Source organism: Stenotrophomonas sp. 57 (assembly GCF_030291075.1).
In the GTDB taxonomy this organism is placed as follows: domain Bacteria; phylum Pseudomonadota; class Gammaproteobacteria; order Xanthomonadales; family Xanthomonadaceae; genus Stenotrophomonas.
This window is the reverse complement of sequence record NZ_CP127407.1, coordinates 3,022,454-3,046,339: the sequence shown is the minus strand read 5'-3', so window position 1 is coordinate 3,046,339 and position 23,886 is coordinate 3,022,454. Positions and strand designations below refer to the sequence as shown.

18 protein-coding genes and 2 tRNA genes are annotated in these 23,886 nt (G+C 65.6%); 19 read left to right on the top strand and 1 reads right to left on the bottom strand.

The features are described from left to right. Positions 1 to 4 precede the first annotated feature (4 nt). The 19 genes from nuoF (at position 5) to QP512_RS14070 (ending at position 22,803) form a co-directional block, all read left to right on the top strand. Entirely contained in the window at positions 5 to 1,345 is a 1,341-nt protein-coding gene (gene nuoF, locus QP512_RS14160) for an NADH-quinone oxidoreductase subunit NuoF (RefSeq protein WP_286069229.1), read from the top strand. Next, a complete protein-coding gene (gene nuoG / locus QP512_RS14155) occupies positions 1,342 to 3,576 on the top strand; it encodes an NADH-quinone oxidoreductase subunit NuoG (RefSeq protein WP_286069228.1) in 2,235 nt (744 codons plus the stop codon). The genes nuoF and nuoG overlap by 4 nt, the downstream gene beginning before the upstream one ends. Further along, a complete protein-coding gene (gene nuoH, locus QP512_RS14150; RefSeq protein WP_014037948.1) occupies positions 3,573 to 4,667 on the top strand; it encodes an NADH-quinone oxidoreductase subunit NuoH in 1,095 nt (364 codons plus the stop codon). The genes nuoG and nuoH overlap by 4 nt, the downstream gene beginning before the upstream one ends. A 3-nt stretch (positions 4,668 to 4,670) precedes the next feature. Continuing rightward, positions 4,671 to 5,159: an NADH-quinone oxidoreductase subunit NuoI gene (gene nuoI, locus QP512_RS14145; RefSeq protein WP_005410456.1), complete on the top strand. Its 489-nt coding sequence runs from the start codon at positions 4,671 to 4,673 to the stop codon at positions 5,157 to 5,159. 9 nt (positions 5,160 to 5,168) lie between these two features. After that, positions 5,169 to 5,828 carry an NADH-quinone oxidoreductase subunit J gene (locus tag QP512_RS14140; RefSeq protein WP_286069226.1) on the top strand — a complete coding sequence of 220 codons (660 nt, stop codon included), beginning with the start codon at positions 5,169 to 5,171 and terminating at the stop codon, positions 5,826 to 5,828. Further along, on the top strand, positions 5,825 to 6,130 hold the full coding sequence (gene nuoK, locus QP512_RS14135; protein ID WP_005417921.1) for an NADH-quinone oxidoreductase subunit NuoK: 306 nt from the start codon (positions 5,825 to 5,827) through the stop codon (positions 6,128 to 6,130). Before QP512_RS14140 ends, nuoK begins: the two co-directional genes overlap by 4 nt. 7 nt (positions 6,131 to 6,137) lie before the next feature. Beyond that, positions 6,138 to 8,306, top strand: a complete 2,169-nt coding sequence (gene nuoL, locus QP512_RS14130; protein WP_286069225.1) for an NADH-quinone oxidoreductase subunit L — start codon at positions 6,138 to 6,140, stop codon at positions 8,304 to 8,306. 23 nt (positions 8,307 to 8,329) lie between these two features. Beyond that, positions 8,330 to 9,838 carry an NADH-quinone oxidoreductase subunit M gene (locus QP512_RS14125; protein ID WP_019660580.1) on the top strand — a complete coding sequence of 503 codons (1,509 nt, stop codon included), beginning with the start codon at positions 8,330 to 8,332 and terminating at the stop codon, positions 9,836 to 9,838. A gap of 15 nt (positions 9,839 to 9,853) precedes the next feature. Next, a complete protein-coding gene (nuoN, locus tag QP512_RS14120; RefSeq protein WP_286069224.1) occupies positions 9,854 to 11,314 on the top strand; it encodes an NADH-quinone oxidoreductase subunit NuoN in 1,461 nt (486 codons plus the stop codon). 127 nt (positions 11,315 to 11,441) lie between these two features. Continuing rightward, positions 11,442 to 11,518 (top strand) — tRNA-Met (locus QP512_RS14115). Between the two features lie 82 nt (positions 11,519 to 11,600). Continuing rightward, positions 11,601 to 11,677 (top strand) — tRNA-Met (locus QP512_RS14110). Between the two features lie 365 nt (positions 11,678 to 12,042). Then, positions 12,043 to 12,633 carry a ribosome maturation factor RimP gene (gene rimP / locus QP512_RS14105; RefSeq protein ID WP_286069223.1) on the top strand — a complete coding sequence of 197 codons (591 nt, stop codon included), beginning with the start codon at positions 12,043 to 12,045 and terminating at the stop codon, positions 12,631 to 12,633. 4 nt (positions 12,634 to 12,637) lie between these two features. Further along, positions 12,638 to 14,149, top strand: a complete 1,512-nt coding sequence (nusA, locus tag QP512_RS14100) for a transcription termination factor NusA (protein WP_006458580.1) — start codon at positions 12,638 to 12,640, stop codon at positions 14,147 to 14,149. Between the two features lie 92 nt (positions 14,150 to 14,241). Continuing rightward, positions 14,242 to 16,884 (top strand): translation initiation factor IF-2, encoded by a 2,643-nt coding sequence (gene infB / locus QP512_RS14095; RefSeq protein WP_286069221.1) that lies wholly within the window; start codon positions 14,242 to 14,244, stop codon positions 16,882 to 16,884. A gap of 125 nt (positions 16,885 to 17,009) precedes the next feature. Further along, positions 17,010 to 17,393, top strand: coding sequence for a 30S ribosome-binding factor RbfA (gene rbfA / locus QP512_RS14090; protein WP_005410447.1), 384 nt, complete (start codon positions 17,010 to 17,012; stop codon positions 17,391 to 17,393). Between the two features lie 105 nt (positions 17,394 to 17,498). After that, entirely contained in the window at positions 17,499 to 18,407 is a 909-nt protein-coding gene (gene truB / locus QP512_RS14085) for a tRNA pseudouridine(55) synthase TruB (RefSeq protein WP_286069219.1), read from the top strand. Positions 18,408 to 18,580: 173 nt separating this feature from the next. Continuing rightward, positions 18,581 to 18,841 carry a 30S ribosomal protein S15 gene (gene rpsO / locus QP512_RS14080; protein ID WP_005410445.1) on the top strand — a complete coding sequence of 87 codons (261 nt, stop codon included), beginning with the start codon at positions 18,581 to 18,583 and terminating at the stop codon, positions 18,839 to 18,841. Between the two features lie 151 nt (positions 18,842 to 18,992). Continuing rightward, the gene (pnp, locus tag QP512_RS14075; protein ID WP_286069218.1) at positions 18,993 to 21,101 is read left to right on the top strand and encodes a polyribonucleotide nucleotidyltransferase; all 2,109 of its coding nucleotides are present in this window, start codon (positions 18,993 to 18,995) and stop codon (positions 21,099 to 21,101) included. 133 nt (positions 21,102 to 21,234) lie between these two features. Further along, positions 21,235 to 22,803, top strand: coding sequence for a winged helix-turn-helix transcriptional regulator (locus QP512_RS14070; RefSeq protein WP_286069217.1), 1,569 nt, complete (start codon positions 21,235 to 21,237; stop codon positions 22,801 to 22,803). Here QP512_RS14070 and QP512_RS14065 read toward each other — a convergent pair. Further along, a complete protein-coding gene (locus QP512_RS14065; RefSeq protein ID WP_286069216.1) occupies positions 22,772 to 23,836 on the bottom strand; it encodes a serine hydrolase in 1,065 nt (354 codons plus the stop codon). The two genes, QP512_RS14070 and QP512_RS14065, sit on opposite strands and share 32 nt — an antisense overlap. Between the last annotated feature and the right edge of the window lie 50 nt (positions 23,837 to 23,886).

The following is a 23,886-nucleotide window of genomic DNA, read 5'->3' as shown; positions in this document are numbered from 1 at the left end:
GGGCATGGCACATCACCACGAATCCAAGGGTCCGGTCGGCCCCGCGCCGCTGCCGCACCAGGTGGTCTACACCACCCTGCATTACGACACCCCGTGGTCGTACGAAAGCTACCTGAAGACCGGTGGCTACGCCGCCCTGCGCAAGATCCTCGAAGAGAAGATCCCGCCGGAGCAGGTCATCGAGATGGTCAAGGCCTCGGGCCTGCGCGGCCGCGGCGGCGCGGGCTTCCCGACCGGCCTGAAGTGGTCCTTCATGCCCAAGGGCAACATGCAGAAGTACATCCTCTGCAACTCGGACGAATCCGAGCCGGGCACCTGCAAGGACCGTGACATCCTGCGCTACAACCCGCATTCGGTGGTGGAAGGCATGGCGATCGCCTGCTACGCCACCGGTTCGACCGTGGGCTACAACTACCTGCGCGGTGAGTTCCACCACGAGCCGTTCGAGCACTTCGAGCAGGCCCTGGCCGAAGCCTATGCAAACGGCTGGCTGGGCAAGAACATCCTCGGCAGCGGCGTGGACATCGACATCTACGGCGCGCTGGGCGCTGGCGCCTACATCTGCGGCGAAGAAACCGCGCTGATGGAATCGCTGGAAGGCAAGAAGGGCCAGCCGCGCTACAAGCCGCCGTTCCCGGCCAACTTCGGCCTGTACGGCAAGCCGTCGACGATCAACAACACCGAAACCTATGGTTCGGTGCCGGCGATCATCCGCAACGGCCCGGAGTGGTTCAAGGGCCTGAGCCTGACCGCCAACGGCGGTCCGAAGTGCTTCTCGGTGTCCGGCTGCGTGCAGAACGGCGGCAACTTCGAAGTGCCGCTCGGCACCAAATTCCACGACCTGCTGGAAATGGCCGGTGGCCTGCGTCCGGGCCGCACGCTGAAGGGCGCGATCCCGGGCGGCGTGTCGATGCCGGTGCTGACCGCGGCCGAGCTGGAGGACCTGCCGATGGACTACGACACCATTCGTGCACTGGGCTCCGGCCTGGGTTCGGGCGCGATCGTGGTGCTCGACGACAGCGTCTGCTGCGTCAAGTTCGCCTGCCGCATCAGCCAGTTCTTTCACAAGGAATCCTGTGGCCAGTGCACCCCGTGCCGTGAAGGCACCGGCTGGATGCACCGCGTGCTGGAGCGCATCGTCGCCGGCAAGGCCACGATGGAAGACCTGCACCAGCTGAAGGCGGTGGCCGGCCAGATCGAAGGCCACACCATCTGTGCGTTCGGCGAAGCGGCTGCATGGCCCATCCAGGGCTTCCTGCGCCAGTTCTGGGACGAGTTCGAGTACTACATCGTCAACGGTCATTCGATGGTTGACGGCAAGAAGGTGGAGGCAGCCGCTGCATGAGCGCGCAACCCGTAAATCCGAGCGTCCCACCCGATCACGTCACCATCGAGATCGATGGCAAGTCGCTGGTCGTGCCCAAGGGCTCGATGATCATCCAGGCCGCCGACAAGGCCGGCATCTCCATTCCGCGCTTCTGCTACCACGAGAAGCTGCCGATCGCCGCCAACTGCCGCATGTGCCTGGTGGACGTGGAGAAGTCGCCGAAGCCGGCGCCGGCCTGCGCCACGCCGGTGATGGATGGCATGAAGGTCGCCACCCGCAGCGAGAAGGCACTGAAGTTCCAGCGCTCGGTGATGGAGTTCCTGCTCATCAACCACCCGCTGGACTGCCCGATCTGCGATCAGGGCGGCGAGTGCGAGCTGCAGGACGTGTCGCTGGGCTATGGCCGTTCGGTCAGCCGCTTCAACGAGCGCAAGCGCGTGGTGCCGGACGAGGACATGGGCCCGCTGGTCGCCACCGAGATGACCCGCTGCATCCAGTGCACCCGCTGCGTCCGCTTCACCGCCGACGTTGCCGGTACCTACGAGCTGGGTGGCATGTACCGCGGTGAGAACCTGCAGATCGGTACCTTCGACGGCAAGCCGCTGACCACCGAGCTGTCCGGCAACGTCGTCGACGTCTGCCCGGTCGGTGCGCTGACCAACAAGGTGTTCCAGTTCCGCGCCCGCCCGTGGGAACTGACCGCGCGCGAGTCGCTGGGTTACCACGACGCGATGGGTTCGAACCTGTTCCTGCACGTGCGTCGCGGCGAAGTGCTGCGCACCGTGCCGCGCGACAATGAAGCGGTGAACGAGTGCTGGCTGTCCGACCGTGACCGCTACTCGCACCAAGGCCTGTACAGCGAAGACCGTGCGGTCAAGCCGCTGCGTAAGGTCAATGGCGAGTGGAAGGAAGTGAGCTGGGCCGAAGGCCTGGCCGCAGCCGCCGAAATCCTCAAGGCGAACCAGGGCGACAACCTGGGCGTGCTGGTGCATCCGTCCACCTCGAACGAGGAGGGCGCGTTGCTGTCCCGCCTGGCCAAGGGCCTGGGCTCGACCAACATCGACCACCGCATCAACAACCGCGATTTCTCCGACGCCGCCACCGCCGAAGTGTTCGGCCTGCCGCTGGCGGAGATCGAAGGCGCCGACCGCATCGTCGTTCTGGGCAGCAACATCCGCCACGAACTGCCGCTGCTGCACGCCCGTCTGCGCAAGGCGCAGACCACCAAGGGCGCGAAGATCCACGTCATCAACCCGGTTGATTTCGACTTCGCCTTCGGCATCGCCGGCAAGCAGATCGTCGCGCCGTCGAAGTTCGTCGACGCACTGGCCAACGCCGAGCTACGTTCGGCCGTACAGGGCGGCAGCAACACCGTGCTGATCGTCGGTGGCATCGCCGAGAACCACCCGCAGGCTGCCGCGATCCGCGCCGCTGCGCGTGATTTCGCTGCCGCCACCGGTGCCAAGCTGTGCCGCATCCCGCAGGGCGCCAATGCCGTGGGCCTGACCCGCGCCGGCGTGCTGCCGGCCGGCAAGGACGTGGCCGCCATGCTGGCGCAGCCGCGCCAGGCCTACGTGGTGTACGGCCTGGAGCCGGGCCTGGACTTCGCCGACGCCCCCGCCGCGCGCAAGGCGCTGGCCGGTGCCCAGGTGGTGGCCTTCAGCCAGTTCGCCTGCGTGTCCACCCGCGACGTTGCCGACGTGATCCTGCCGATCGGTGCGCTGCCGGAAATCGATGCCACCCTGACCAACCTCGATGGTCGCGAGCAGTCGGCCCGTGCCGGCGGCAAGCTGCCGGGCGAGGCCCGTGAAGGCTGGCGCGTGCTGCGCGCACTGGGCGGCGACATGGCGCTGGCCGGTTTCGACTTCACCGACCTGGCCGGCCTGCGTGCCAGCCTGGCCCCGGTGTCGGTCGACGTCGCCGCTTCGGCGCAGCCGGCGGTTGCCGGTGAAGGCCTCGAAGTGGCTTCGACCGCCGCGATCTACCGCACCGATGCGGTGGTCCGTCGCGCCCCGGCGCTGCAGTCGCATCCGCTCAACAACGCCCCGCGCATCGTGCTGAACGCTGAAGATGCCGCTCGCCTGCAGCTGCAGGAAGGGCAGATGGCCAAGGTCGGCACCGATGCCGGCAAGGCCACCCTGCCGGTGGTGGTCGACGCCCGCGTCGCTGCGGGTTCGGTCTGGATTGAATCGGGCCACGGCGCGACCGCGCCGCTGGGTGCCGCTCGCGTATCGGTGGTGGCTGCATGAACGAATTGCTGTTGAACGCGGTCGACCCGCTGCACCAGTGGCTGCTGGGCCTCGGTGACATCGGCGCGCTGATCTGGATCATCCTGAAGATCCTGGTGATCGCCGTTCCGGTGATCATCTCGGTGGCCTTCTACGTGGTCTGGGAACGCAAGCTGATCGGCTGGATGCACGTCCGCCACGGCCCGATGTACGTGGGCATGGGCATCTTCCAGGCCTTCGCCGACGTCTTCAAGCTGCTGTTCAAGGAAGTGGTCCAGCCGAGCAGCGCCAACAAGGCGATCTATCTGCTCGCCCCGCTGATCACCCTGGCCCCGGCCTTCGCGGCCTGGTCGGTGGTGCCCTTCGATTCGCAGATCGTGCTGTCCAACGCCAACGCCGGCCTGCTGTACCTGCTGGCGATGACCTCGCTGGGCATCTACGGCATCATCCTGGCCGGTTGGGCATCCAACTCGAAGTATGCGTTCCTGGGTGCGATGCGCGCCTCGGCGCAGATGATCAGCTACGAAATCGCCATGGGCTTCGCCCTGGTCGGCGTGATGATCGCCTCGGGCAGCCTGAACCTGAGCAACATCGTGATGGCGCAGGCCGGCAGTTCCGGCTTCTTCGACTGGTTCCTGCTGCCGCTGTTCCCGCTGTTCGTCATCTACTGGGTGTCGGGCGTGGCTGAAACCAACCGCGCGCCGTTCGACGTGGTGGAAGGCGAGTCGGAAATCGTCGCCGGCCACATGGTCGAGTACTCCGGCGGTGCCTTCGCCCTGTTCTTCCTGGCCGAATACGCGAACATGATCCTGATCAGCTTCCTGATCTCGATCTTCTTCCTCGGCGGCTGGCTGAGCCCGGTCCAGGGCTGGGTCAACTTCGGCGATGTCTCGCCGCTGGTCGACTGGATCTGGAAGGGCGGTGCACCGTGGCTGTTCGTCAAGGTGTTCTTCTTCGCCAGTGCCTACATCTGGTTCCGTGCCAGCTTCCCGCGCTTCCGCTATGACCAGATCATGCGCCTGGGCTGGAAGGTCTTCATCCCGCTGGCCATTCTGTGGATCGCGGTTACCGCCGTCATGGTGTTCTTCGGCGTGATTCAAAAGGGCGTCTAAGTGATGAACAGGATTACCCATTACTTCAAGAGCCTGCTGCTGCTCGAACTGCTGGCCGGCCTTTGGCTGACGCTGAAGTACAGCTTCAAGCCGAAGTACACGATGATGTACCCGATGGAGAAGTTCCCGCAGTCGCCGCGCTTCCGTGGCCTGCACGCACTGCGCCGTTATCCCAACGGCGAAGAGCGCTGCATTGCCTGCAAGCTGTGCGAAGCGGTGTGCCCGGCCCTGGCCATCACCATCGACTCGGCCAAGCGCGAGGACGGCACCCGCCGTACCACCCGCTACGACATCGACCTGTTCAAGTGCATCTTCTGCGGCTTCTGCGAAGAAAGCTGCCCGGTGGACTCGATCGTCGAAACCCACATCCTCGAGTACCACTTCGAGAACCGTGGCGAAAACATCGTTACCAAGCCGCAGCTGCTGGCCCTTGGCGATCGTCTCGAAAACGAGATCGCCGAGCGTCGTGCCGCCGATGCCGCTTACCGCTGAGGTCGAGAGATGGATTGGGTAAATATCGCTTTCTGGGTGTTCGCCATCGCGGCAACGGTTTCGGCCGGTGCGGTGATCAGCGTGCGCAACCCGGTGCACGCCGTGCTGTGCCTGGTGCTGACCTTCTTCTCCATTGCCTGCGTGTGGCTGCTGGTGGGCGCCGAGTTCCTTGGCGTGGCGCTGGTGCTGGTCTACGTCGGCGCGGTGATGGTGCTGTTCCTGTTCGTGGTGATGATGCTGGACATCGACCCCACCAAGATGCGTGAAGGCTGGGTGCGCTACCTGCCGGTCGGCCTGATCGTGGCCGTGGCGATGCTGGTGCAGATGCTGATCCTGATCGGCGTGAAGGGCAGGGCGGTCAATCCGTTCCCGGCCGACAACGCCGCCGCGATCGCCGCCGACACCTCCAACATCACCTGGCTGGCGCGCACGCTGTTCACCGAATACCTGCTGCCGTTCGAGTTCGCCGCCGTCATCCTGACCGTGGCCGTGGTCGCCGCCGTGATGCTGACCCTGCGTCGCCGCACCGGCGTGAAGAGCCAGAACCCGGGCGAGCAGACCATGGTCAAGGCCGACCAGCGCCTGCGCATGGTCAAGATGGATGCCGAACAGCCGGTGATCCACAGCAACACCACTCCGGCCGCGGGCGAAGAGGAGACCAAGGCATGATCACTCTGGGCCACATCCTCGCGCTGGGCGCGGTGCTGTTCGCCATCAGCCTGGCCGGCATCTTCCTCAACCGGAAGAACGTCATCGTCCTGCTGATGTCGATCGAACTGATGCTGCTGTCGGTGAACATCAACTTCGTCGGCTTCTCGCGTCAGCTGGGCGATCCGTCCGGCCAGCTGTTCGTGTTCTTCATCCTGACCGTCGCCGCCGCGGAAGCCGCCATCGGCCTGGCGATCCTGGTGACCCTGTTCCGTACCCGCCGCACGATCAATGTCGGCGAAGTCGATTCGTTGAAGGGCTGATCCACAGATGGAAATCACTCTCTCCAAGAGTCTGTTGATCGCAGTGGTGCTTGCACCGCTGTTCGGCAGCATCATCGCCGGCCTGTTCGGTCGCCAGGTCAAGCGCTTCGGCGCGCAGACCATCACCATCCTCGGCGTCGCGGTAGCCTGCGGCCTGTCGATGTACACGTTCTACCAGCTGATGTGGGGCGGCGCGCAGCCGTTCAACCAGAACATCTATACGTTCTTCGAGGTTGGCCAGTACTCGGCCCACGTCGGCTTCATGGTCGACAAGCTGACCGCGATGATGATGGTGGTGGTGACCTTCGTGTCGCTGCTGGTCCACATCTACACGATCGGCTACATGCAGGACGACCCGGGCTACCAGCGGTTCTTCAGCTACATCTCGCTGTTCACCTTCTCGATGCTCACCCTGGTGATGAGCAACAACTTCCTGCAGCTGTTCTTCGGCTGGGAAGCGGTGGGCCTGGTGTCGTACCTGCTGATCGGCTTCTGGTTCAAGCGCCCGACTGCGATCTTCGCCAACATGAAGGCGTTCCTGGTCAACCGCGTCGGCGACTTCGGCTTCCTGCTGGGCATCGCCGGCGTGCTGTGGGTGTTCGGTACCCTGGATTACTCGCAGGTGTTCTCGCAGGCGGGCATGCTGGCTGACCCGCGCGCCCAGCTGCAGATCTGGGACGGCACGATCCTGGGCATGCAGCTGCTGAACGAGCCGGTGATCTGGTCGATCGCCACCGTCATCTGCATCTGTCTGTTCATCGGCGCCATGGGCAAGTCGGCCCAGGTCCCGCTGCATGTGTGGCTGCCGGACTCGATGGAAGGCCCGACCCCGATCTCGGCACTGATCCACGCCGCGACGATGGTGACCGCCGGTATCTTCATGGTCACCCGCATGTCGCCGCTGTTCGAGCTGTCGCAGACCGCGCTGAACTTCGTGCTGTTCATCGGTGCCACCACCGCGTTCTTCACCGGCCTGATCGGCATTGTGCAGAACGACATCAAGCGCGTTGTCGCGTACTCCACGCTGTCGCAGCTGGGCTACATGACCGTCGCCCTGGGCGTGTCGGCCTACTCGGCCGCCGTGTTCCACCTGATGACCCACGCCTTTTTCAAGGCCCTGCTGTTCCTGGGCGCCGGCTCGGTCATCATCGCGATGCACCACGAGCAGGACATGCGCAAGATGGGCGGCCTGCGCAAGTACATGCCGATCACCTTCATCACCATGTGGATCGGTACGCTGGCCCTCGTCGGTACGCCGTTCTTCTCCGGCTTCTACTCGAAGGACACCATCATCGAGGCGGCCGAGATCCACGCCCACATGCAGAACAGCTGGGTGGCCACCTATGGCTACTGGGCGGTGCTGGGTGGCGTGCTGGTGACCAGCTTCTACAGCTTCCGCCTGCTGTTCATGACCTTCCATGGCAAGGAACGCTTCCGCGATGCGCATGACGATCATGGTCATGACGATCATCGCGCCGCCGACGCGCACCATGCCGACGCCCACCACGGCGATGCCCATGACGACCACGGCCATGGCCACGGTCCGCATGAGCCGCACGAAACGCCGTGGGTGGTGACCCTGCCGCTGATCCTGCTGGCCATCCCGTCGATCGCCATCGGTTTCTTCAGCATCGGTCCGATGCTGCATGGCACCGACTGGGCTGGCAACCATGCGCACGAGGCGATCAAGGGCCAGGCACAGACGTTCTTCACCGGCATCGTCGACTTCTACGATCCGGCCAAGAACACCGTCGCGTTCCTGGGTGAAGAGTTCCATGGTCCGGTCGCGTTCGCGCTGCACGGCATGATGCTGCCGCCGTTCTGGCTGACCCTGGCGGGCTTCCTGCTGGCCGCGCTGTTCTACCTGTGGAAGCCGGACCTGTCGGGCAAGGCGCGCAAGACCTTCGCCCCGATCGTTTCGGTGCTGGAAAACAAGTACGGCTTCGACAAGCTGTGGATCGATGGCTTTGCCGGCGGCAGCGTCAAGCTGGGCAAGGTCTCGCGCTGGATCGACAGCAACATCGTCGACGGCGTGGTCAATCTCTCGGCACGTGTTGTGGACGTTGCAGCCGGCGTGCTGCGTCGTACCCAATCCGGTTTCCTCTATCACTACGCCTTCGCGATGATCATCGGCCTGATTGCCCTGCTGGGCGTGCTGATGCATTACCTGCGTTGATGACCTGTACGGAATAAGAAGACGTGTCGAACTGGCCTCTACTCAGTGTCCTCATCTGGCTGCCGATCATCGGTGGTGCCCTGATCCTTGCGATCCGTGATGCGCAGACCGCCCGCTGGGCGTCGCTGGGCGTCGCGGTGCTCACCTTCGTTGCAAGCCTCTCGCTGCTGAGCGGCTACAACGCGGGCGTCGACGGCCTGCAGTTCGTCGAGACCCATGCCTGGATCCCGGCGTACAAGATCGGCTACAACCTGGGCGTGGACGGCATTGCCGTGGCGCTGATCCTGCTGACCACCCTGGTCAGCGTGCTTGCCCTGATCGGCGCCTGGAGCGCCATCGACAAGCGCGTGAACCAGTACGTGGCGGCCTTCCTGATCCTGGAAGGTGTCACCGTCGGCATCTTCGCTGCGACGGACGCGATGCTGTTCTACGTGTTCTTCGAAGCCATGCTGATCCCGATGTTCCTGATCATCGGTGTCTGGGGCGGCCCGCGCCGCATCTACGCGGCACTGAAGTTCTTCCTGTACACCTTCCTCGGCTCGGTGCTGATGCTGGTGGCGCTGATCTACCTGTACATGAAGGGCGGCAGCTTCCAGCTGGCCGACCTGTACGCGCTGCCGCTGTCGGCCAAGGAACAGACCTGGATCTTCTTCGCCTTCCTGATCGCCTTCGCGGTCAAGGTGCCGATGTTCCCGGTGCACACCTGGCTGCCGGATGCGCACGTCGAAGCACCGACCGCCGGTTCGGTAATCCTGGCCGCCATCGCCCTGAAGATCGGTGGCTACGGCTTCCTGCGCTTCAACCTGCCGATCGTACCGGACGCGTCGCAGGAATGGGCCTGGCTGGTGATCGCGCTGTCGCTGATCGCGGTGATCTACGTCGGCTTGGTCGCTCTGGTGCAGGACGACATGAAGAAGCTGATCGCCTATTCGTCGATCGCGCACATGGGCTTCGTCACCCTGGGCACCTTCATCGCCCTGTGGCTGGTGCGCGAAGCCGGCAACGCCGATGCTGCCCGCCTGGGCCTGCAGGGCGCCATGGTGCAGATGATCTCGCACGGCTTCGTGTCCGGTGCGATGTTCTCCTGCGTCGGCGTGCTGTACGACCGCATGCACAGCCGCCGCATCGCCGATTACGGCGGCGTGGTCAACGTGATGCCGTGGTTCGCCACCTTCGCCATGCTGTTCTTCATGGCCAATGCCGGCCTGCCGGGCACCAGCGGTTTCGTCGGTGAGTTCATGGTCATCCTGTCGGCCTTCCAGCGTAATCCGTGGATCGCACTGGGCGCGGCCACCACCCTGATCATCGGTGCCGCCTACACCCTGTGGCTGTACAAGCGCATCTTCTTCGGCGAAGTGGCCAACAGCCACGTGGCCGAACTGAAGGACATCAACGGCCGCGAATGGCTGGTGCTGGGCGTGTTCGCCATCGGCGTGCTGGCGCTGGGCATCTACCCCAAGCCGCTGACCGACCTGATGGAGCCCTCGATCGCGAAGCTGGCGATGCAGATCGCATCCAGCAAGCTGCTGTAATTCCAGGATTTGATGATGACCACCTCGCCGCTGCTGCCATTGACCGCCGCTGACCTGCCACCGCTCGCTCCCGAGCTGGTGCTGATCGGCAGCGCCTTCGCCCTGATGATCCTCGACCTGTTCGTCAGCAACCGGAACAAGATCGTCACCCACCTGTTCTCGCTCGCTGCGCTGGCCGTGGTGCTGTTCATGCTGGCCACCGGCGTGGGCGGGCAGGGCGAGGTCTTCCATGGCATGTTCGTACGCGATACCGCCGCGGACGTGATGAAGACCGGGATCGTGCTGCTCAGCGGCCTGACCCTGGTCTATGGCTGGCGTTACCTGCGTGACCGCAACCTGTTCCAGGGCGAGATCCCGGTACTGATCCTGTTCGGCACCGCCGGCATGATGATCCTGGTATCGGCCGGCAGCCTGCTGATGGTCTACCTGGGCCTGGAACTGCTGGCGCTGTGCTCCTACGCCCTGGTCGCCAGCAACCGCGAGAACGGCCTGGCCTCGGAAGCGGCGATGAAGTACATCGTGCTGGGTTCGCTGGCCTCGGGCCTGCTGCTGTACGGCATGTCGCTGATCTACGGCGCCACCGGCAGCCTGCACCTGGACGTCATCCGTGACGCCATCCCGCACTCGGAAGAGCGCGTGCTGCTGATCACCGGTGCGGTGTTCATGATCGCCGGTGTTGCCTTCAAGCTGGGTGCCGCGCCGTTCCACATGTGGCTGCCGGACGTGTACCAGGGTGCCCCGGCACCGATCGCGCTGTTCATCAGCTCGGCGCCGAAGCTGGCCGCTTTCGGCATGGCCTACCGCCTGCTGGAGATGGGCGTCGGTCCGCTGTCGACCGAACTGCAGCTGCTGATCGCCGGCCTGGCCGCGGTCTCGCTGGTCGTCGGCAACCTGATGGCCATCGCGCAGAGCAACCTCAAGCGCATGCTGGCGTTCTCCACCGTCTCGCACATCGGCTTCCTGCTGATGGGCATCGCCGGTGGTGGCGCGCAGGGCTATGCCGCAGCGCTTTTCTACGCACTGGCCTACGCCATCATGTCCACCGCCGCCTTCGGCGCGATCATCGCGCTGTCGCGTGCCGGCTTTGAAGCCGAGAACATCGAGGACTTCAAGGGCCTCAATGCCCGCAACCCGTGGATGGCCGGCCTGGTGCTCTGCATCATGGCGTCGCTGGCCGGCATCCCGCCGTTCCTGGGCTTCTGGACCAAGCTGGCGGTGCTGGGCGCGGCCGTCAATGGCGGCCTGCTGTGGCTGGCCATCCTCGGCGTGCTGTGCGCCGTGGTCGGCTGCTTCTACTACCTGCGCGTCATCAAGGTCATGTACTTCGATGAGCCGGTGGGCGAGGCCATGCCGCGCAGCAACGACCGCGTGCTGGGCCTGGTGCTGGGCGTGAACGCGCTGGCGCTGCTGGCGCTGGGCCTGGCCTGGAACCCGATCATGGTCTGGTGCCAGCAGGCATTTGCGCATCTTGCATAAAAGTTGACACAAAGCTGCGTGATTCGTGTAATATGCGCAGCCTGAGTTGTCACTGCAGCGGTTCAGCCAGAACATCGTTGCGGTAGCCCTCCTCGAAAGAGCAGGGCAGCAGTTCAAACACTTCCGGTGCGGGGTGGAGCAGTCTGGCAGCTCGTCGGGCTCATAACCCGAAGGTCGCAGGTTCAAATCCTGCCCCCGCTACCAACATCGAACCGGCGCCAACCGGTCTGATGAATGAGGGAAAGCTTGCATGTTTTGAAGTTATCGCTCATAATTCCGCTTCTGATGCGGGGTGGAGCAGTCTGGCAGCTCGTCGGGCTCATAACCCGAAGGTCGCAGGTTCAAATCCTGCCCCCGCTACCAAGTAAAGAGATCGCCTTCGAAGTCCTGCTTCGAGGGCGTTTTTCTTTGGGTTATGCGTCGTTTCCGTCCGATCGGGGTCAGACCCCTTTCCTGCGGAAAGGGGTTTGACCGCCGGCCCCGCACCTTGCACCAGCGCGGTGCAGCCGCTATCATCAGCGACCTAGCAGTACCCCTGAAGGCGGCCTCCCGGCGGGAGTCCGGACCCGGAAGGAGGGCCGCAACCGGCAGGCACTGCAGGTTGCAACCGGAATCCAGTCACCGGAGTCTTTCCGGAAAAGGGGCCCAGCGGGCCCTTTGTCGTTTCCGGGGCGTCATGTTTTCACGCCGGCCAAGGCCGGCACCCAACCAAGAGATCAAGGCAGGCTGTGAGCGACAAGGCAACCGACATCGCGAATCTGCTCGCCCCGACCGTTGTGTCGCTGGGCCTGGAGCTGCTGGGCGTTGAGTATCTGCCGGCCCCCGGCGGTGCGACCCTGCGCCTTTACATCGACGTGCCGCTGGCTGAACAGCCCGAGCGCATCATCAATGTCGACGACTGCGAGCGGGTCAGCCGCGAAGTGTCGGCGCAGCTGGACGTCGAGGACCCGATCAGCGGCAACTACACGCTGGAAGTGTCCTCGCCGGGCGTGGATCGCCCGCTTTTCAACCTGGAGCAGTTCGCCCGCCACCAGGGTGAATCGGCCAAGGTCACGCTGAAGCTGCCGCAGGACAACCGTCGTCGCCTGCAGGGCCGTATCGAGGCGACCGACGAGGCCGCTGGCACCATCACCTTCATCGTCGACAAGACCGAAGTGGTGGTGTCGGCCGACAACATCGACAAGGCACGCATCATGCCCGACTGGGTGGCGCTGGGGCTGGCCCCGAGCAAGCCGACCGGTCCGGCACCGAAGCGTCCGAAGCCGAAGACGAATTCTTCTTCCAACGAGCCGGCGGCAAAGAAGCCGCGCGCGGAGTGAGCCAATGAGCAAGGAACTGTTGCTGGTAGTCGACGCGGTCGCCAACGAGAAGGGCGTGCCGCGTGAAGTGATCTTCGATGCCATCGAGGCCGCCCTGGCCTCGGCAGCGAAGAAGCGCTATCCCGACGAGGAAGTGCTGACCCGCGTGGTCATCGACCACAAGGATGGCAGCTACGAAACCTACCGCCGCTGGGAAGTGGTGGCCGATGACGTGGTCATGGAGTCGCCGGATCGCCAGATCCGCCTGATGGACGCCGTCGATGAAGCCGAAGGCGTGGACGTCGGCGACTACATCGAAGAGCAGATCGAGAACCCGGACTTCGGCCGCATCGCTGCCCAGGCCGCCAAGCAGGTCATCGTCCAGCGCGTGCGCGAAGCCGAGCGCCAGCAGGTCGTGGATGCGTGGAAGGATCGCGTGGGTGAGCTGATCACCGGCGTGGTCAAGCGCGCAGAGCGCGGCAACATCTACGTCGACCTCGGTGGCAACGCCGAAGGTTTCATTCCGAAAGACAAGGGCATTCCGCGCGACGTGCTGCGCGCCGGTGACCGCGTGCGCGGCTACCTGGCCGAAGTGCGTTCGGAACCGCGTGGCCCGCAGCTGTTCATCAGCCGCGCCGCCCCGGAATTCATGATCGAGCTGTTCAAGCTGGAAGTGCCGGAAGTCGGCCAGGGCCTGGTGGAAATCAAGGCCTGTGCCCGCGATCCGGGCGACCGCGCCAAGATCGCCGTGCTCGCCCACGACCAGCGCACCGATCCGATCGGCGCCTGCATCGGCATGCGCGGTTCGCGCGTGCAGGCCGTGTCCAACGAGCTCAATGGCGAGCGCGTGGACATCGTGCTGTGGAACGACAACCCGGCCAACTTCGTCATCAACGCGATGGCGCCGGCCGAAGTGCAGTCGATCATCGTCGATGAAGACAAGCACTCGATGGACCTGGCTGTCGCTGAAGATCGCCTGGCCCAGGCGATCGGCAAGGGCGGCCAGAACGTGCGCCTGGCCAGCCGCCTGACCGGTTGGCAGCTCAACGTGATGACCCAGGACCAGGTCACCGCCAAGTCGGAAGCCGAGCAGGCGTCGGCCCGCCAGCTGTTCATGGACAAGCTGGAAGTGGACGAAGAGATCGCCGGCATCCTGGTCAGCGAAGGCTTCGGCACCGTCGAGGAAATCGCTTATGTCCCGGTCGGCGAACTGCTGGCCGTGGAAGGTTTCGACGAAGACATCGTCGAAGAGCTGCGCGCTCGTGCCCGCGATGCGCTGCTCAATGAGGCCCTGGCAGTCGAAGAAGGCCTTGAAGACGGCCAGCCGGCGCAGGACCTGCTGTCCCTGAAGGGCATGGACGAAGCCACCGCGTATGCGCTGGCCGGCCACGGCGTGCGTACCAGCGAGGACCTGTCCGACCTGGCCGCCGACGAGGTCATGGACTTCGGCATCGAAGGACTGGATCAGGCGCGCGCCGCTGCGCTGATCCTGGCCGCCCGTGCCGAAGAGATCGCCCGACTGGAACGCGGCGAATGAGCCGGCAATGAACAGGGCCCTGAGCCGCTCAGGGCGTAGAATCCGCGCCACCTCCAGATGCGGGGGGGCGCCCACAAGATCATAGGATCCGAATGTCGCAGCAAACCACCATCCGCAAGCTTGCCGAACTGGTCAACACGCCGGTCGAAAAACTGCTGGAACAGCTGGCCGGTGCCGGCATGAAGTTCAGCGGCCCCGACCAGGTCGTGACCAGCTCCGAGAAGGTGAAGCTCCTGGGCTTCCTTCGTCGTTCGCACGGCAAGCCCGAGCAGGCCCCGGAAGAGACCGATCAGTCTGCAAAGAAGATCACGCTCAACCGCCGGAAGCAGCAGGAAGTGACGGTCAATTCCGGTCGCAGCAAGACGACCGTGAATGTCGAGGTGCGCCAGAAGCGCACCTACGTCAAGGATGGTGCGCGCGCCATGACGCCGGACGAAGAGCGCGCCGACATCCTGCGCAAGCTGGAAGAGTCGCGCGCCCGCAACCTCGCCGAACAGCAGGCCCTGGCCGAGAAGGATCGTCTGCGCGACGAAGCCATCGTCCGTGCCCGTGAGGAAGAGATTGCGGCCAAGGAGCGCGCAGAGGCCGAGAAGAAGGCTGCCGAGGAAGCTGCGGCCGCCGCAAAGGCTGCCGAGGCACTGGCTGCCACCAAGCCCAAGCGCGCCCCGATCGATGAAACCGCGCCGCGTCCGCCGCGCACGCCGGCCGCTGCTCCGGCTGCGCCGCGCAGTGCGCCGCCGCCGCGCAACGACGACCGCAACAACCGCAGCGCGCCGCGCAACGAGCGTGGCCCGGGCGACCGTTTCGCCGGCCAGATGCACCTGTCGGCTGCCGACCGCGCGCGTCGTGGCAACAGCAACAACAGCAACACCCGGGGTCGTCCGGGTGGCCGCAACCAGGCCGGTGGCCGTCGCGACATGTCGCGCGGCGGCAACAATGCCGGTCCGCACGCCTTCGAGCGCCCGACCGCACCGGTCGTGCGTGAAGTGGCGATCGGCGACACGATCACCGTGGCCGACCTGGCGCAGAAGCTCGCGCTGAAGGGCGGCGAGGTGGTCAAGGCGCTGTTCAAGATGGGCGTGATGGCCACCATCACCCAGTCCATTGACCATGACACCGCCGCGCTGGTGACCGAGGAACTCGGCCACAAGGCGATCCGTGCCAATGACAACGATGCCGAAGACGCACTGCTGGCCTCGACCGGTGAAAACCAGGGCGAAGCCACCCAGCGTCCGCCGGTGGTCACCATCATGGGCCACGTCGACCACGGCAAGACCTCGCTGCTGGATTACATCCGCCGTACCAAGGTCGCCACTGGCGAAGCCGGCGGCATTACCCAGCACATCGGTGCCTACCACGTGGATACGCCGAAGGGCGTGATCAGCTTCCTGGATACCCCGGGCCATGCTGCCTTCACCTCGATGCGTGCCCGCGGTGCCAAGCTGACCGACATCGTGGTGCTGGTCGTGGCCGCCGATGACGGCGTCATGCCGCAGACCAAGGAAGCGATCCAGCACGCCCGTTCGGCGGGTGTGCCGCTGATCGTGGCGATCAACAAGATCGACAAGTCCGACGCCGACCCGATGCGGGTCAAGAACGAACTGCTGTCCGAGCAGGTCGTGGCCGAAGACTTCGGTGGTGACACCCAGATGGTGGAGATCTCGGCCAAGACCGGCCTGGGCATCGACGACCTGCTGGACGCCATCTCGATCCAGGCCGAACTGCTGGAACTGAAGGCCGTCGACGAAGGCCGCGCCTCGGGCGTGGTGATCGAATCGTCGCTGGACAAGGGCCGCGGCCCGGTCGCGACCGTGCTGGTGCAGCAGGGTCGTCTGAAGAAGGGCGACTACCTGGTGTGCGGCATCCAGTACGGCCGCGTGCGTGCGCTGTTCGACGAAACCGGCAAGCAGCCGGAGTTCGCCGGCCCGTCCATCCCGGTGCAGGTCCTGGGCCTGTCCGGCGTGCCGGAAGCCGGTGACGACTTCGTGGTCGTCGAGGACGAGCGCCTGGCCAAGGACGTTGCCCAGCAGCGTGAGACCAAGCGCCGTGAATCGCGCCTGGTGGCCACTGCGGGCAGCCGCATGGAAGACATCATGGCGACCTTGGGCAAGGGCGAGGGCCAGCAGGTCCTCAACCTGGTCATCAAGGCCGACGTGCAGGGTTCGGTGCAGGCCCTGAGCCAGGCACTGGTCGCGCTGTCCAACGACGACATCCGCATCAACGTGATCCACTCCGGCGTGGGCGGCATCACCGAATCGGACGCCAACTCGGCGGCCGCTTCGAAGGCCACCGTCATCGGCTTCAACGTGCGTGCGGATGCTTCGGCCCGTCGCATCATCGAATCCAATGGTGTGGACCTGCGTTACTTCTCGATCATCTATGACGTGATCGACCAGGTGAAGCAGGTGGCCTCCGGTCTGCTGGGCGTGGAGATCCGCGAAGAGATCATCGGTATCGCCGAGGTCCGCGACGTCTTCCGCAGCTCCAAGCTGGGTGCGGTTGCCGGCTCGATGGTCATCGAGGGCGTGGTCAAGCGCAACAAGCCGATCCGCGTGCTGCGCGACAGCGTGGTGATCTTCGAGGGCGAGCTGGAATCGCTGCGCCGCTTCAAGGAAAACGTCGAGGAAGTCCGCAACGGTACCGAATGCGGTATCGCGGTGAAGGCCTACAACGACGTCAAGCCGGGTGACCAGATCGAGTGCTTCGAGCGTATCGAAGTGCCGCGCACCCTGTAATGCTGCAAGGGGCCGGTCCTCGCGGACCGGTCCGCCACCCTGGTGGGGCCCGACCTTGGTCGGGCCGCCTTCCCTGGTAGGGCCCGACCTTGGTCGGGTCACATTCAAATCAAGAGCCTGACCGCGTGCCCAAGACTTTCCATCGAACCGACCGTGTCTCCGCCCAGCTGCGCCGTGAACTCGGCACCCTGGTGCACAACGCCGTGCGCGAGCACGGGTTGCCCTCGGTGAGCGTGTCCGACGTGGAAATCACCCGCGACATGGCCCATGCCAAGGTATTCGTCACCGCGCTGATGCCGGAGCGTTCGGCTGAAGCCGTGGCCGGCCTGAAGGAGCTGGGCTACCGCCTGCGCATGGACCTGGCCCGCGCGATGAAGCTGCGCCACGTGCCGGAGCTGCATTTCCACTACGACGACTCGGTCGACCGTGGTGAGCACATCGACAACATCCTGCGCGACCTGCCCGATACGCTGGCCGCGGAGAAGCGTCGCGAGAGCGACGAAGAATAAGCCAGCGCCGGGCCCATGCCCGGCGTCTTTTCATTCCGGCAACGCGATGCCTGTGCCGGCCGCGCTGCGGCAGCCGGGCATGGCTCGGCTCTACAACATCCTGTCATGACCCGAATTCAGTTCCGCCGCCTGGATGGCATCCTGCTGCTCGACAAGTCGACCGGCATGAGCTCCAACGCCGCCCTGCAGGTGGCCCGCCGCCTGTTCCGCGCCGAGAAGGGTGGCCACACCGGCAGCCTCGACCCGCTGGCCACCGGCCTGCTGCCGCTGTGCTTCGGCGAGGCGACCAAGATCGCCGGCCTGCTGCTCGGCTCGGCCAAGGCCTACGACGCCGAGATCGTGCTCGGCCAGACCACCGATACCGATGACGCCGAAGGCCAGGTGCTGCTGCAGCGCCCGGTGCCGGTGATCAGTGCCCAAGCGCTGCAGGCCGCGCTGGCGCCGCTGACCGGCAGCATCCGCCAGCGTGCCCCGATCTATTCGGCGCTGAAGCAGGGGGGGGAACCGCTGTATGTGAAGGCCCGCCGTGGCGATGTCATCGAGGCCCCGGAACGCGAGGTCCAGGTGCATGCCATCGAGGTGCTGGAGCAGCAGCCGGAACGCCTGCGCCTGCGCGTGACCTGCGGCTCCGGCACCTACATCCGCAGCCTGGCCCGCGACCTGGGTGAGGCGCTGGGCTGTGGCGCGCACATCAGCGCGCTGCGCCGGCTCTGGGTGGAACCGTTCCGCGAACCGGCCATGGTCACCCTGGACCAGTTGCGCGCCATGGTCGAGGCGGGCGACGAGGCGGGCATGGACGCGCTGCTGCTGCCGCTGGCGGCCGGGCTGGCGGAATACCCGCGGGTCGACCTCGATGCCGAACAGGCCCACCGCTTCTGCGTCGGCCAGCGCCAGCGCGACCCGTCCTGGCCGCCTGGCCTGGTCGCCGTGTTCGGTCCGGACGATGCTGTCCAGGGGCTCGGGCAGGTCGATGACAGCGGGCTGCTGGCCCCGCAGCGCCGCTTCAACCTCTGAACGGGGCAGGGTGGTTCAGCCCCGGACCTTGTTCCGAGGCCCCCCGACCGTTACAATTTCGCGGCCGTTTTCCGGCAGCCTGCTCCGCGCAGGTTTCATCCTCGTAGTCCACGGCGAGCCTGGCGGTGCGCGAAGCGCGTTCCTGCCGGCCACGCATCACAGAGAAAAAAGAAATGTCGATCGACACCCAGAAGGTCATTGAAGACAACAAGCGCAGCTCGGCTGACACCGGCTCCCCGGAAGTCCAGGTGGCCCTGCTGACCGCCCGCATCGAGCTGCTGACCGGCCACTTCAAGACCCACAAGAAGGACCACCACAGCCGCCGCGGCCTGCTGCAGATGGTCAACCGCCGTCGCAGCCTGCTCGACTACCTGAAGAAGAAGGACGTCGAGCGTTACAAGGCCCTGATCGAAAAGCTTGGCCTGCGTCGCTAAGCAACGAATCCCCCGCGGCGCAGTGATGCGCCGCGGTTTTGTTTTGTAGTACCGCAATCCCCGATTCAGGCCGGAACGATCCGGTCACCCGCTGGCGGCAAGGGTCGCCGACGGTCCAAATTCGCAGACAGCATCCCCAAGGACACCCTCCGTGGCAAAAATCACCAAAACCTTCCAGTACGGCAAGCACACCGTCACGCTTGAGACCGGCGAAGTCGCCCGTCAGGCCAGCGGTGCCGTCATCGTCAAGATGGACGACACCGTACTGCTGGTCACCGCCGTCGCCGCCAAGAGCGCGCGCGAAGGCCAGGACTTCTTCCCGCTGACCGTCGATTATCAGGAAAAGTTCTACGCCGGCGGCCGTATTCCGGGTGGTTTCTTCAAGCGTGAAGGCCGTGCGACCGAGAAGGAAACCCTGATCTCGCGTCTGATCGACCGTCCGATCCGCCCGCTGTTCCCGGAAGACTACAAGAACGAAGTGCAGATCATCGCCACGGTCATGTCGCTGAACCCGGACGTGGACGGTGACATCCCGGCCCTGATCGGCGCCTCGGCTGCCCTGGCCCTGGCCGGCACCCCGTTCATGGGGCCGATCGGCGCTGCCAAGGTCGGTTACAAGAACGGCGAGTACATCCTGAACCCGACCGTCAGCGAACTGGCTGACTCGCAGCTGGAACTGGTCGTCGCCGGTACCTCCAACGCCGTGCTGATGGTCGAATCCGAAGCCGCGCTGCTGTCCGAAGAAGTGATGCTGGGCGCCGTGACCTTTGGTCACCGCGAAATGCAGAAGGTCATCAACGCGATCAACGAGCTGACCGTCGAAGCCGGTACCAAGCCGTCGGCCTGGGAAGCCCCGGCCAAGAACGACGCGCTGATCTCCGCCCTGAAGGAAGCCATCGGCCCGCGCCTGGGCGAAGCCTTCCAGGTGCGCGACAAGCTGCAGCGCCGCGACGCCATCTCGGCAATCAAGAAGGACGTGTTCGAAGCCCTGGCAGGCCGCGTGGCCGCCGAAGGCTGGAACCCGGCCGAGCTGTCGAAGGAATTCGGCGAGCTGGAATACCGCACCATGCGTGACTCGGTGCTGGACACCAAGGTGCGCATCGACGGTCGTGCGCTGGACACCGTCCGCCCGATCACCGTGAAGACCGGCGTGCTGCCGCGTACTCACGGCTCCTCGCTGTTCACCCGCGGCGAAACCCAGGCCATCGTGACCATCACCCTGGGCACCGCCCGCGACGGCCAGGTCATCGACGCCGTTGCCGGTGAGTACAAGGAAAACTTCCTGTTCCACTACAACTTCCCTCCGTTCTCGGTGGGTGAGTGCGGCCGCATGATGGGCCCGAAGCGCCGCGAAATCGGCCACGGTCGCCTGGCCAAGCGCGGCGTGCTGGCTGTCATGCCGTCGCTGGAGTCGTTCCCGTACACCATCCGCGTCGTCTCGGAAATCACCGAGTCGAACGGTTCCTCGTCGATGGCCTCGGTCTGCGGCTCGTCGCTGGCCCTGATGGACGCCGGCGTGCCGGTGAAGGCGCCGGTTGCCGGCATCGCCATGGGCCTGGTCAAGGAAGGCGAGCGCTTCGTCGTCCTGTCCGACATCCTGGGTGACGAAGATCACCTGGGCGACATGGACTTCAAGGTGGCCGGTACCGCTGAGGGCATCTCCGCCCTGCAGATGGACATCAAGATCGAAGGCATCACCGAAGAGATCATGAAGCAGGCCCTGCAGCAGGCCAAGGCTGGCCGTCTGCACATCCTGGGCGAAATGGCCCACGGCCTGACCGCTCCGCGTGAAGAGCTGTCGGACTACGCGCCGCGCCTGCTGACCATCAAGATCCACCCGGACAAGATCCGCGAAGTGATCGGCAAGGGTGGTTCGACCATCCAGGCCATCACCAAGGAAACCGGCACCCAGATCGACATCCAGGACGACGGCACCATCGTCATCGCGTCGGTCAACGCCATCGCTGCCCAGGCCGCCAAGGCCCGCATCGAGCAGATCACCTCGGACGTCGAGCCGGGCCGCATCTACGAAGGCAAGGTCGCCAAGATCATGGACTTCGGTGCGTTCGTCACGATCCTGCCGGGCAAGGACGGTCTGGTCCACGTGTCGCAGATCTCCAGCGATCGCGTCGAGAAGGTCGGCGACGTGCTGAAGGAAGGCGATGTGGTCAAGGTCAAGGTGCTGGAAGTCGACAAGCAGGGCCGTATCCGCCTGTCGATGAAGGCCGTGGAAGAAGGCGACGCCGTCAGCGCCGAGTAATCGACTGCGCTGGTTCCCGGCAGGTGTCAACCTTGGTTGACACACTTCTGGAGTCGCCAGAATGAAAAAGCGGGCTTCGGCCCGCTTTTTCTTTGCCTGTCTCCCAGCGCAGCGGCAACGCTATGCTTCGCCCATGGACACCCTGCGCCTGCTCGACCTGGATATCGATCGCCCGGCGCAACGCGTCAGTCGCAACGGCGAGGTCTTGCCCGTCAGCGGCCTCAGCTGGACCCTGCTCGACGTACTCCTGCAGCACGGCAACGCCGTCGTGCATTTCGACACCCTGGCCGCCCAGGTCTGGGCACCGGCGGTGGTCGGTGAGGATGCGGTCAGCCAGCGGGTGAAGCTGCTGCGGCAGGCCTTGGGCGATGACAGCCGGCGCCCGCGCTACATCCGTTCGGTACGTGGTCGTGGCTACCAGCTGTGTGCGTCGCCGTTGCCGGCCAGCGTGCCGCCTGCGCCATCCTCGCGCGCCCGCAGGCTCGGCTGGGGCGTTGCGGCTGTCGCGGCGCTGGGCGTGGCCGCCACGCTGCTGCTGTGGCCCCGTTCGACGCCACAGGGGGCAGGGCAGTCGCTGCTGCAGCGCGCCGAGTACTACGCGGGGATCGGCCAGGCCAGCAACAACCGCGTGGCCATCACCCTGTACCGGCAGGCGCTGCAGGCTGATCCCGAATCCACGCCGGCGCGGCGCGGACTGTCCCGTGCGCTGGCGGCGCAGGGCTGCCTGTTCAACGGCACGCCCGAGCAGCTGCGCGAGGCGCTGGCATTGGCCGAGCAGGAGCTCCAGCGCACACCCGGCGATGCCGCCGCGCACGCTCTGTGGGGGTATGCGCAGGACTGCCTGGGCGACATGCGCCAGGCGATCACCGGCTACAGCCGCGCGATCGAACTCGAGCCGGGCGACGAGCGTAGCCGCGCATCGCTGGCCTACCTGCAGCAGGAACGCGGCCAGCTCGCCACGGCGCTGCAGGCCAACCTGTCCCTGAAGGCGCCCGAGCGCATCCGCTTCCGTGACGTGCAGGTCGCGCGCGAGCTCGAACTGCTCGGCTTCACCCAGGCGGCCGCGGATCGGCACGCGCGCAATTTCCAGCTGTACCCCGACAACGTGTTCTCCAACATCGCCTGGCCGCGCAGCCTGTACCTGGCCGGCGCGCCACAGCGAGCCCGGCAGGCGCTGGATGAAGCGCTCGCGCGTGGCACGCCGCATCCGCAGCTGCTGCGCCTGCAGGGCGAACTGGCGTTGCTGGCCGGCGACGCTGCAGGCGCCGCCGACGCGTTCGAGCGTGGCCGCCAGCTGCGGCCGCAGCAATCGCTGGGCCAGACCCTGGCGGCGTTGCATGGCGCGCAGGCTGCGGACGCCACCTGGATCGACCAGCGCCTGCAGCAGCTCGCTACCAGCGCGGGAGCGGGCGACGGCTGGCCCGATGCGGCGCTGGAGCGGGCGCTGCTGCTGCAGGCCCAGGGGCATGCAGGCGACGCGGTGACGGCACTGCAGCAGGCGGTCGATGACGGCTTCCGCGACGTGGCGTGGCTGCGTGCTACGCCGCTGTTCGTCGGCCTGCGCAGCGCGCCCGGCTGGCCGGCCCTGCTGCAGCGCCTGGACGCCGACATTGCCCGGCAACGTGCGCAGGTGCTGGCCGCCAGCTGGCGACCCGACGACCTTGCCGCGCTCAGCGCAGCGCCGGCAGCAGAAACTCGGTGAGGATGCGCCGCGACTGCGGATGGGCGAAGTTGCGGTTGAACGCCTGGCTGGTGACCACCGCCACCACGCGCTGCTCGGGCAGCACGAACACGTAGTTGCCACCATTGCCGGACATCGCCCACACCGTGCGCGGTGAACCCTGCACGTCCAGCTTCAGGCCCCACCACTGGTAGCCGTAGTCACTGCCGTCGGAGGTGCTCGTCTGTGGTCGCACCATCGCCTCGATGTAATCCTTCGGTACCAGTTGGCGGCCCTGCCAGCGGCCGCCATCGAGCACCAGCTGGCCGAAGCGGGCGAGGTCCTGCGTGCGGTAGCGGGTGCCGCCGCCGCCCATGCCGATGCCCTCCGGCGAGCGGTTCCACTGGCTGCGGGTGATGCCCATCGGCCGCTCCAGGACGCGCGCGGCGTAGTCGGCCAGCGGTTGGCCGCTGGCTTTCTCCAGTACCGCGCCCAGAACGAACGGATTGGCGGTGCAGTAGGCAAACGCGCGCCCATGCGGGCTGCCCTCGGGCCGCTGCATCCACGGCGCGAAACCCTTCACCGGCAGGCCCAGGGTGAAGTCCAGCCACTTCTCGGACACGTACATGCGTTCCTCGTGGCCGGCCGAGAACGGGTTTTCGTCATCGCACTCCCAGAGGCTGCTCATGGTCAGCAGGTCCTGCACGGTAGTGGCACGCAGGCGCGGGTCGACTGCGTGCTGGGCAGTGAACGTCGGGAAGTAGTCATACACCCCGGCCTGCACGCCGGGCAGGGTGCCTTCGCCAATGGCTGCACCGACCAGCAGCGCGGTCACGCCTTTGCTGGCCGATCGCACGTCGTGCAGGGTCTGCGCGTCGGCACCGTTGAAGTAGCCCTCGTAGACGACCTTGCCATCGACCTGCAGCAGCACGCTGCGGATCTGTTTCAGTTCATCGCTGGCGATGGCCTGCTGCAGGGCCTGCAGACGGGTCTGGTCCGGTGGGGTGGCGCAGGCAGCGAAGGGCTGGCTGCAGACGGCGCAGAGCAGGGTGAGGGCAGGCAGGATCGAGCGCATCGTCGGACTCCATCAAAGGGAGCCCGATTGAGCCTGCGCTGCGTCTGAAG

What these genes read in the sequence shown, in the direction of transcription:
- QP512_RS14065 (WP_286069216.1), bottom strand. Translation starts at nt 23,836, where the DNA reads ATGCGCTCGATCCTGCCTGCCCTCACCCTGCTCTGCGCCGTCTGCAGC.
- nusA (WP_006458580.1), top strand. Translation starts at nt 12,638, where the DNA reads ATGAGCAAGGAACTGTTGCTGGTAGTCGACGCGGTCGCCAACGAGAAG.
- nuoI (WP_005410456.1), top strand. Translation starts at nt 4,671, where the DNA reads ATGAACAGGATTACCCATTACTTCAAGAGCCTGCTGCTGCTCGAACTG.
- nuoH (WP_014037948.1), top strand. Translation starts at nt 3,573, where the DNA reads ATGAACGAATTGCTGTTGAACGCGGTCGACCCGCTGCACCAGTGGCTG.
- nuoF (WP_286069229.1), top strand. Translation starts at nt 5, where the DNA reads ATGGCACATCACCACGAATCCAAGGGTCCGGTCGGCCCCGCGCCGCTG.
- rpsO (WP_005410445.1), top strand. Translation starts at nt 18,581, where the DNA reads ATGTCGATCGACACCCAGAAGGTCATTGAAGACAACAAGCGCAGCTCG.
- nuoL (WP_286069225.1), top strand. Translation starts at nt 6,138, where the DNA reads ATGGAAATCACTCTCTCCAAGAGTCTGTTGATCGCAGTGGTGCTTGCA.
- nuoG (WP_286069228.1), top strand. Translation starts at nt 1,342, where the DNA reads ATGAGCGCGCAACCCGTAAATCCGAGCGTCCCACCCGATCACGTCACC.
- QP512_RS14140 (WP_286069226.1), top strand. Translation starts at nt 5,169, where the DNA reads ATGGATTGGGTAAATATCGCTTTCTGGGTGTTCGCCATCGCGGCAACG.
- nuoK (WP_005417921.1), top strand. Translation starts at nt 5,825, where the DNA reads ATGATCACTCTGGGCCACATCCTCGCGCTGGGCGCGGTGCTGTTCGCC.
- QP512_RS14070 (WP_286069217.1), top strand. Translation starts at nt 21,235, where the DNA reads ATGGACACCCTGCGCCTGCTCGACCTGGATATCGATCGCCCGGCGCAA.
- truB (WP_286069219.1), top strand. Translation starts at nt 17,499, where the DNA reads ATGACCCGAATTCAGTTCCGCCGCCTGGATGGCATCCTGCTGCTCGAC.
- infB (WP_286069221.1), top strand. Translation starts at nt 14,242, where the DNA reads ATGTCGCAGCAAACCACCATCCGCAAGCTTGCCGAACTGGTCAACACG.
- nuoN (WP_286069224.1), top strand. Translation starts at nt 9,854, where the DNA reads ATGACCACCTCGCCGCTGCTGCCATTGACCGCCGCTGACCTGCCACCG.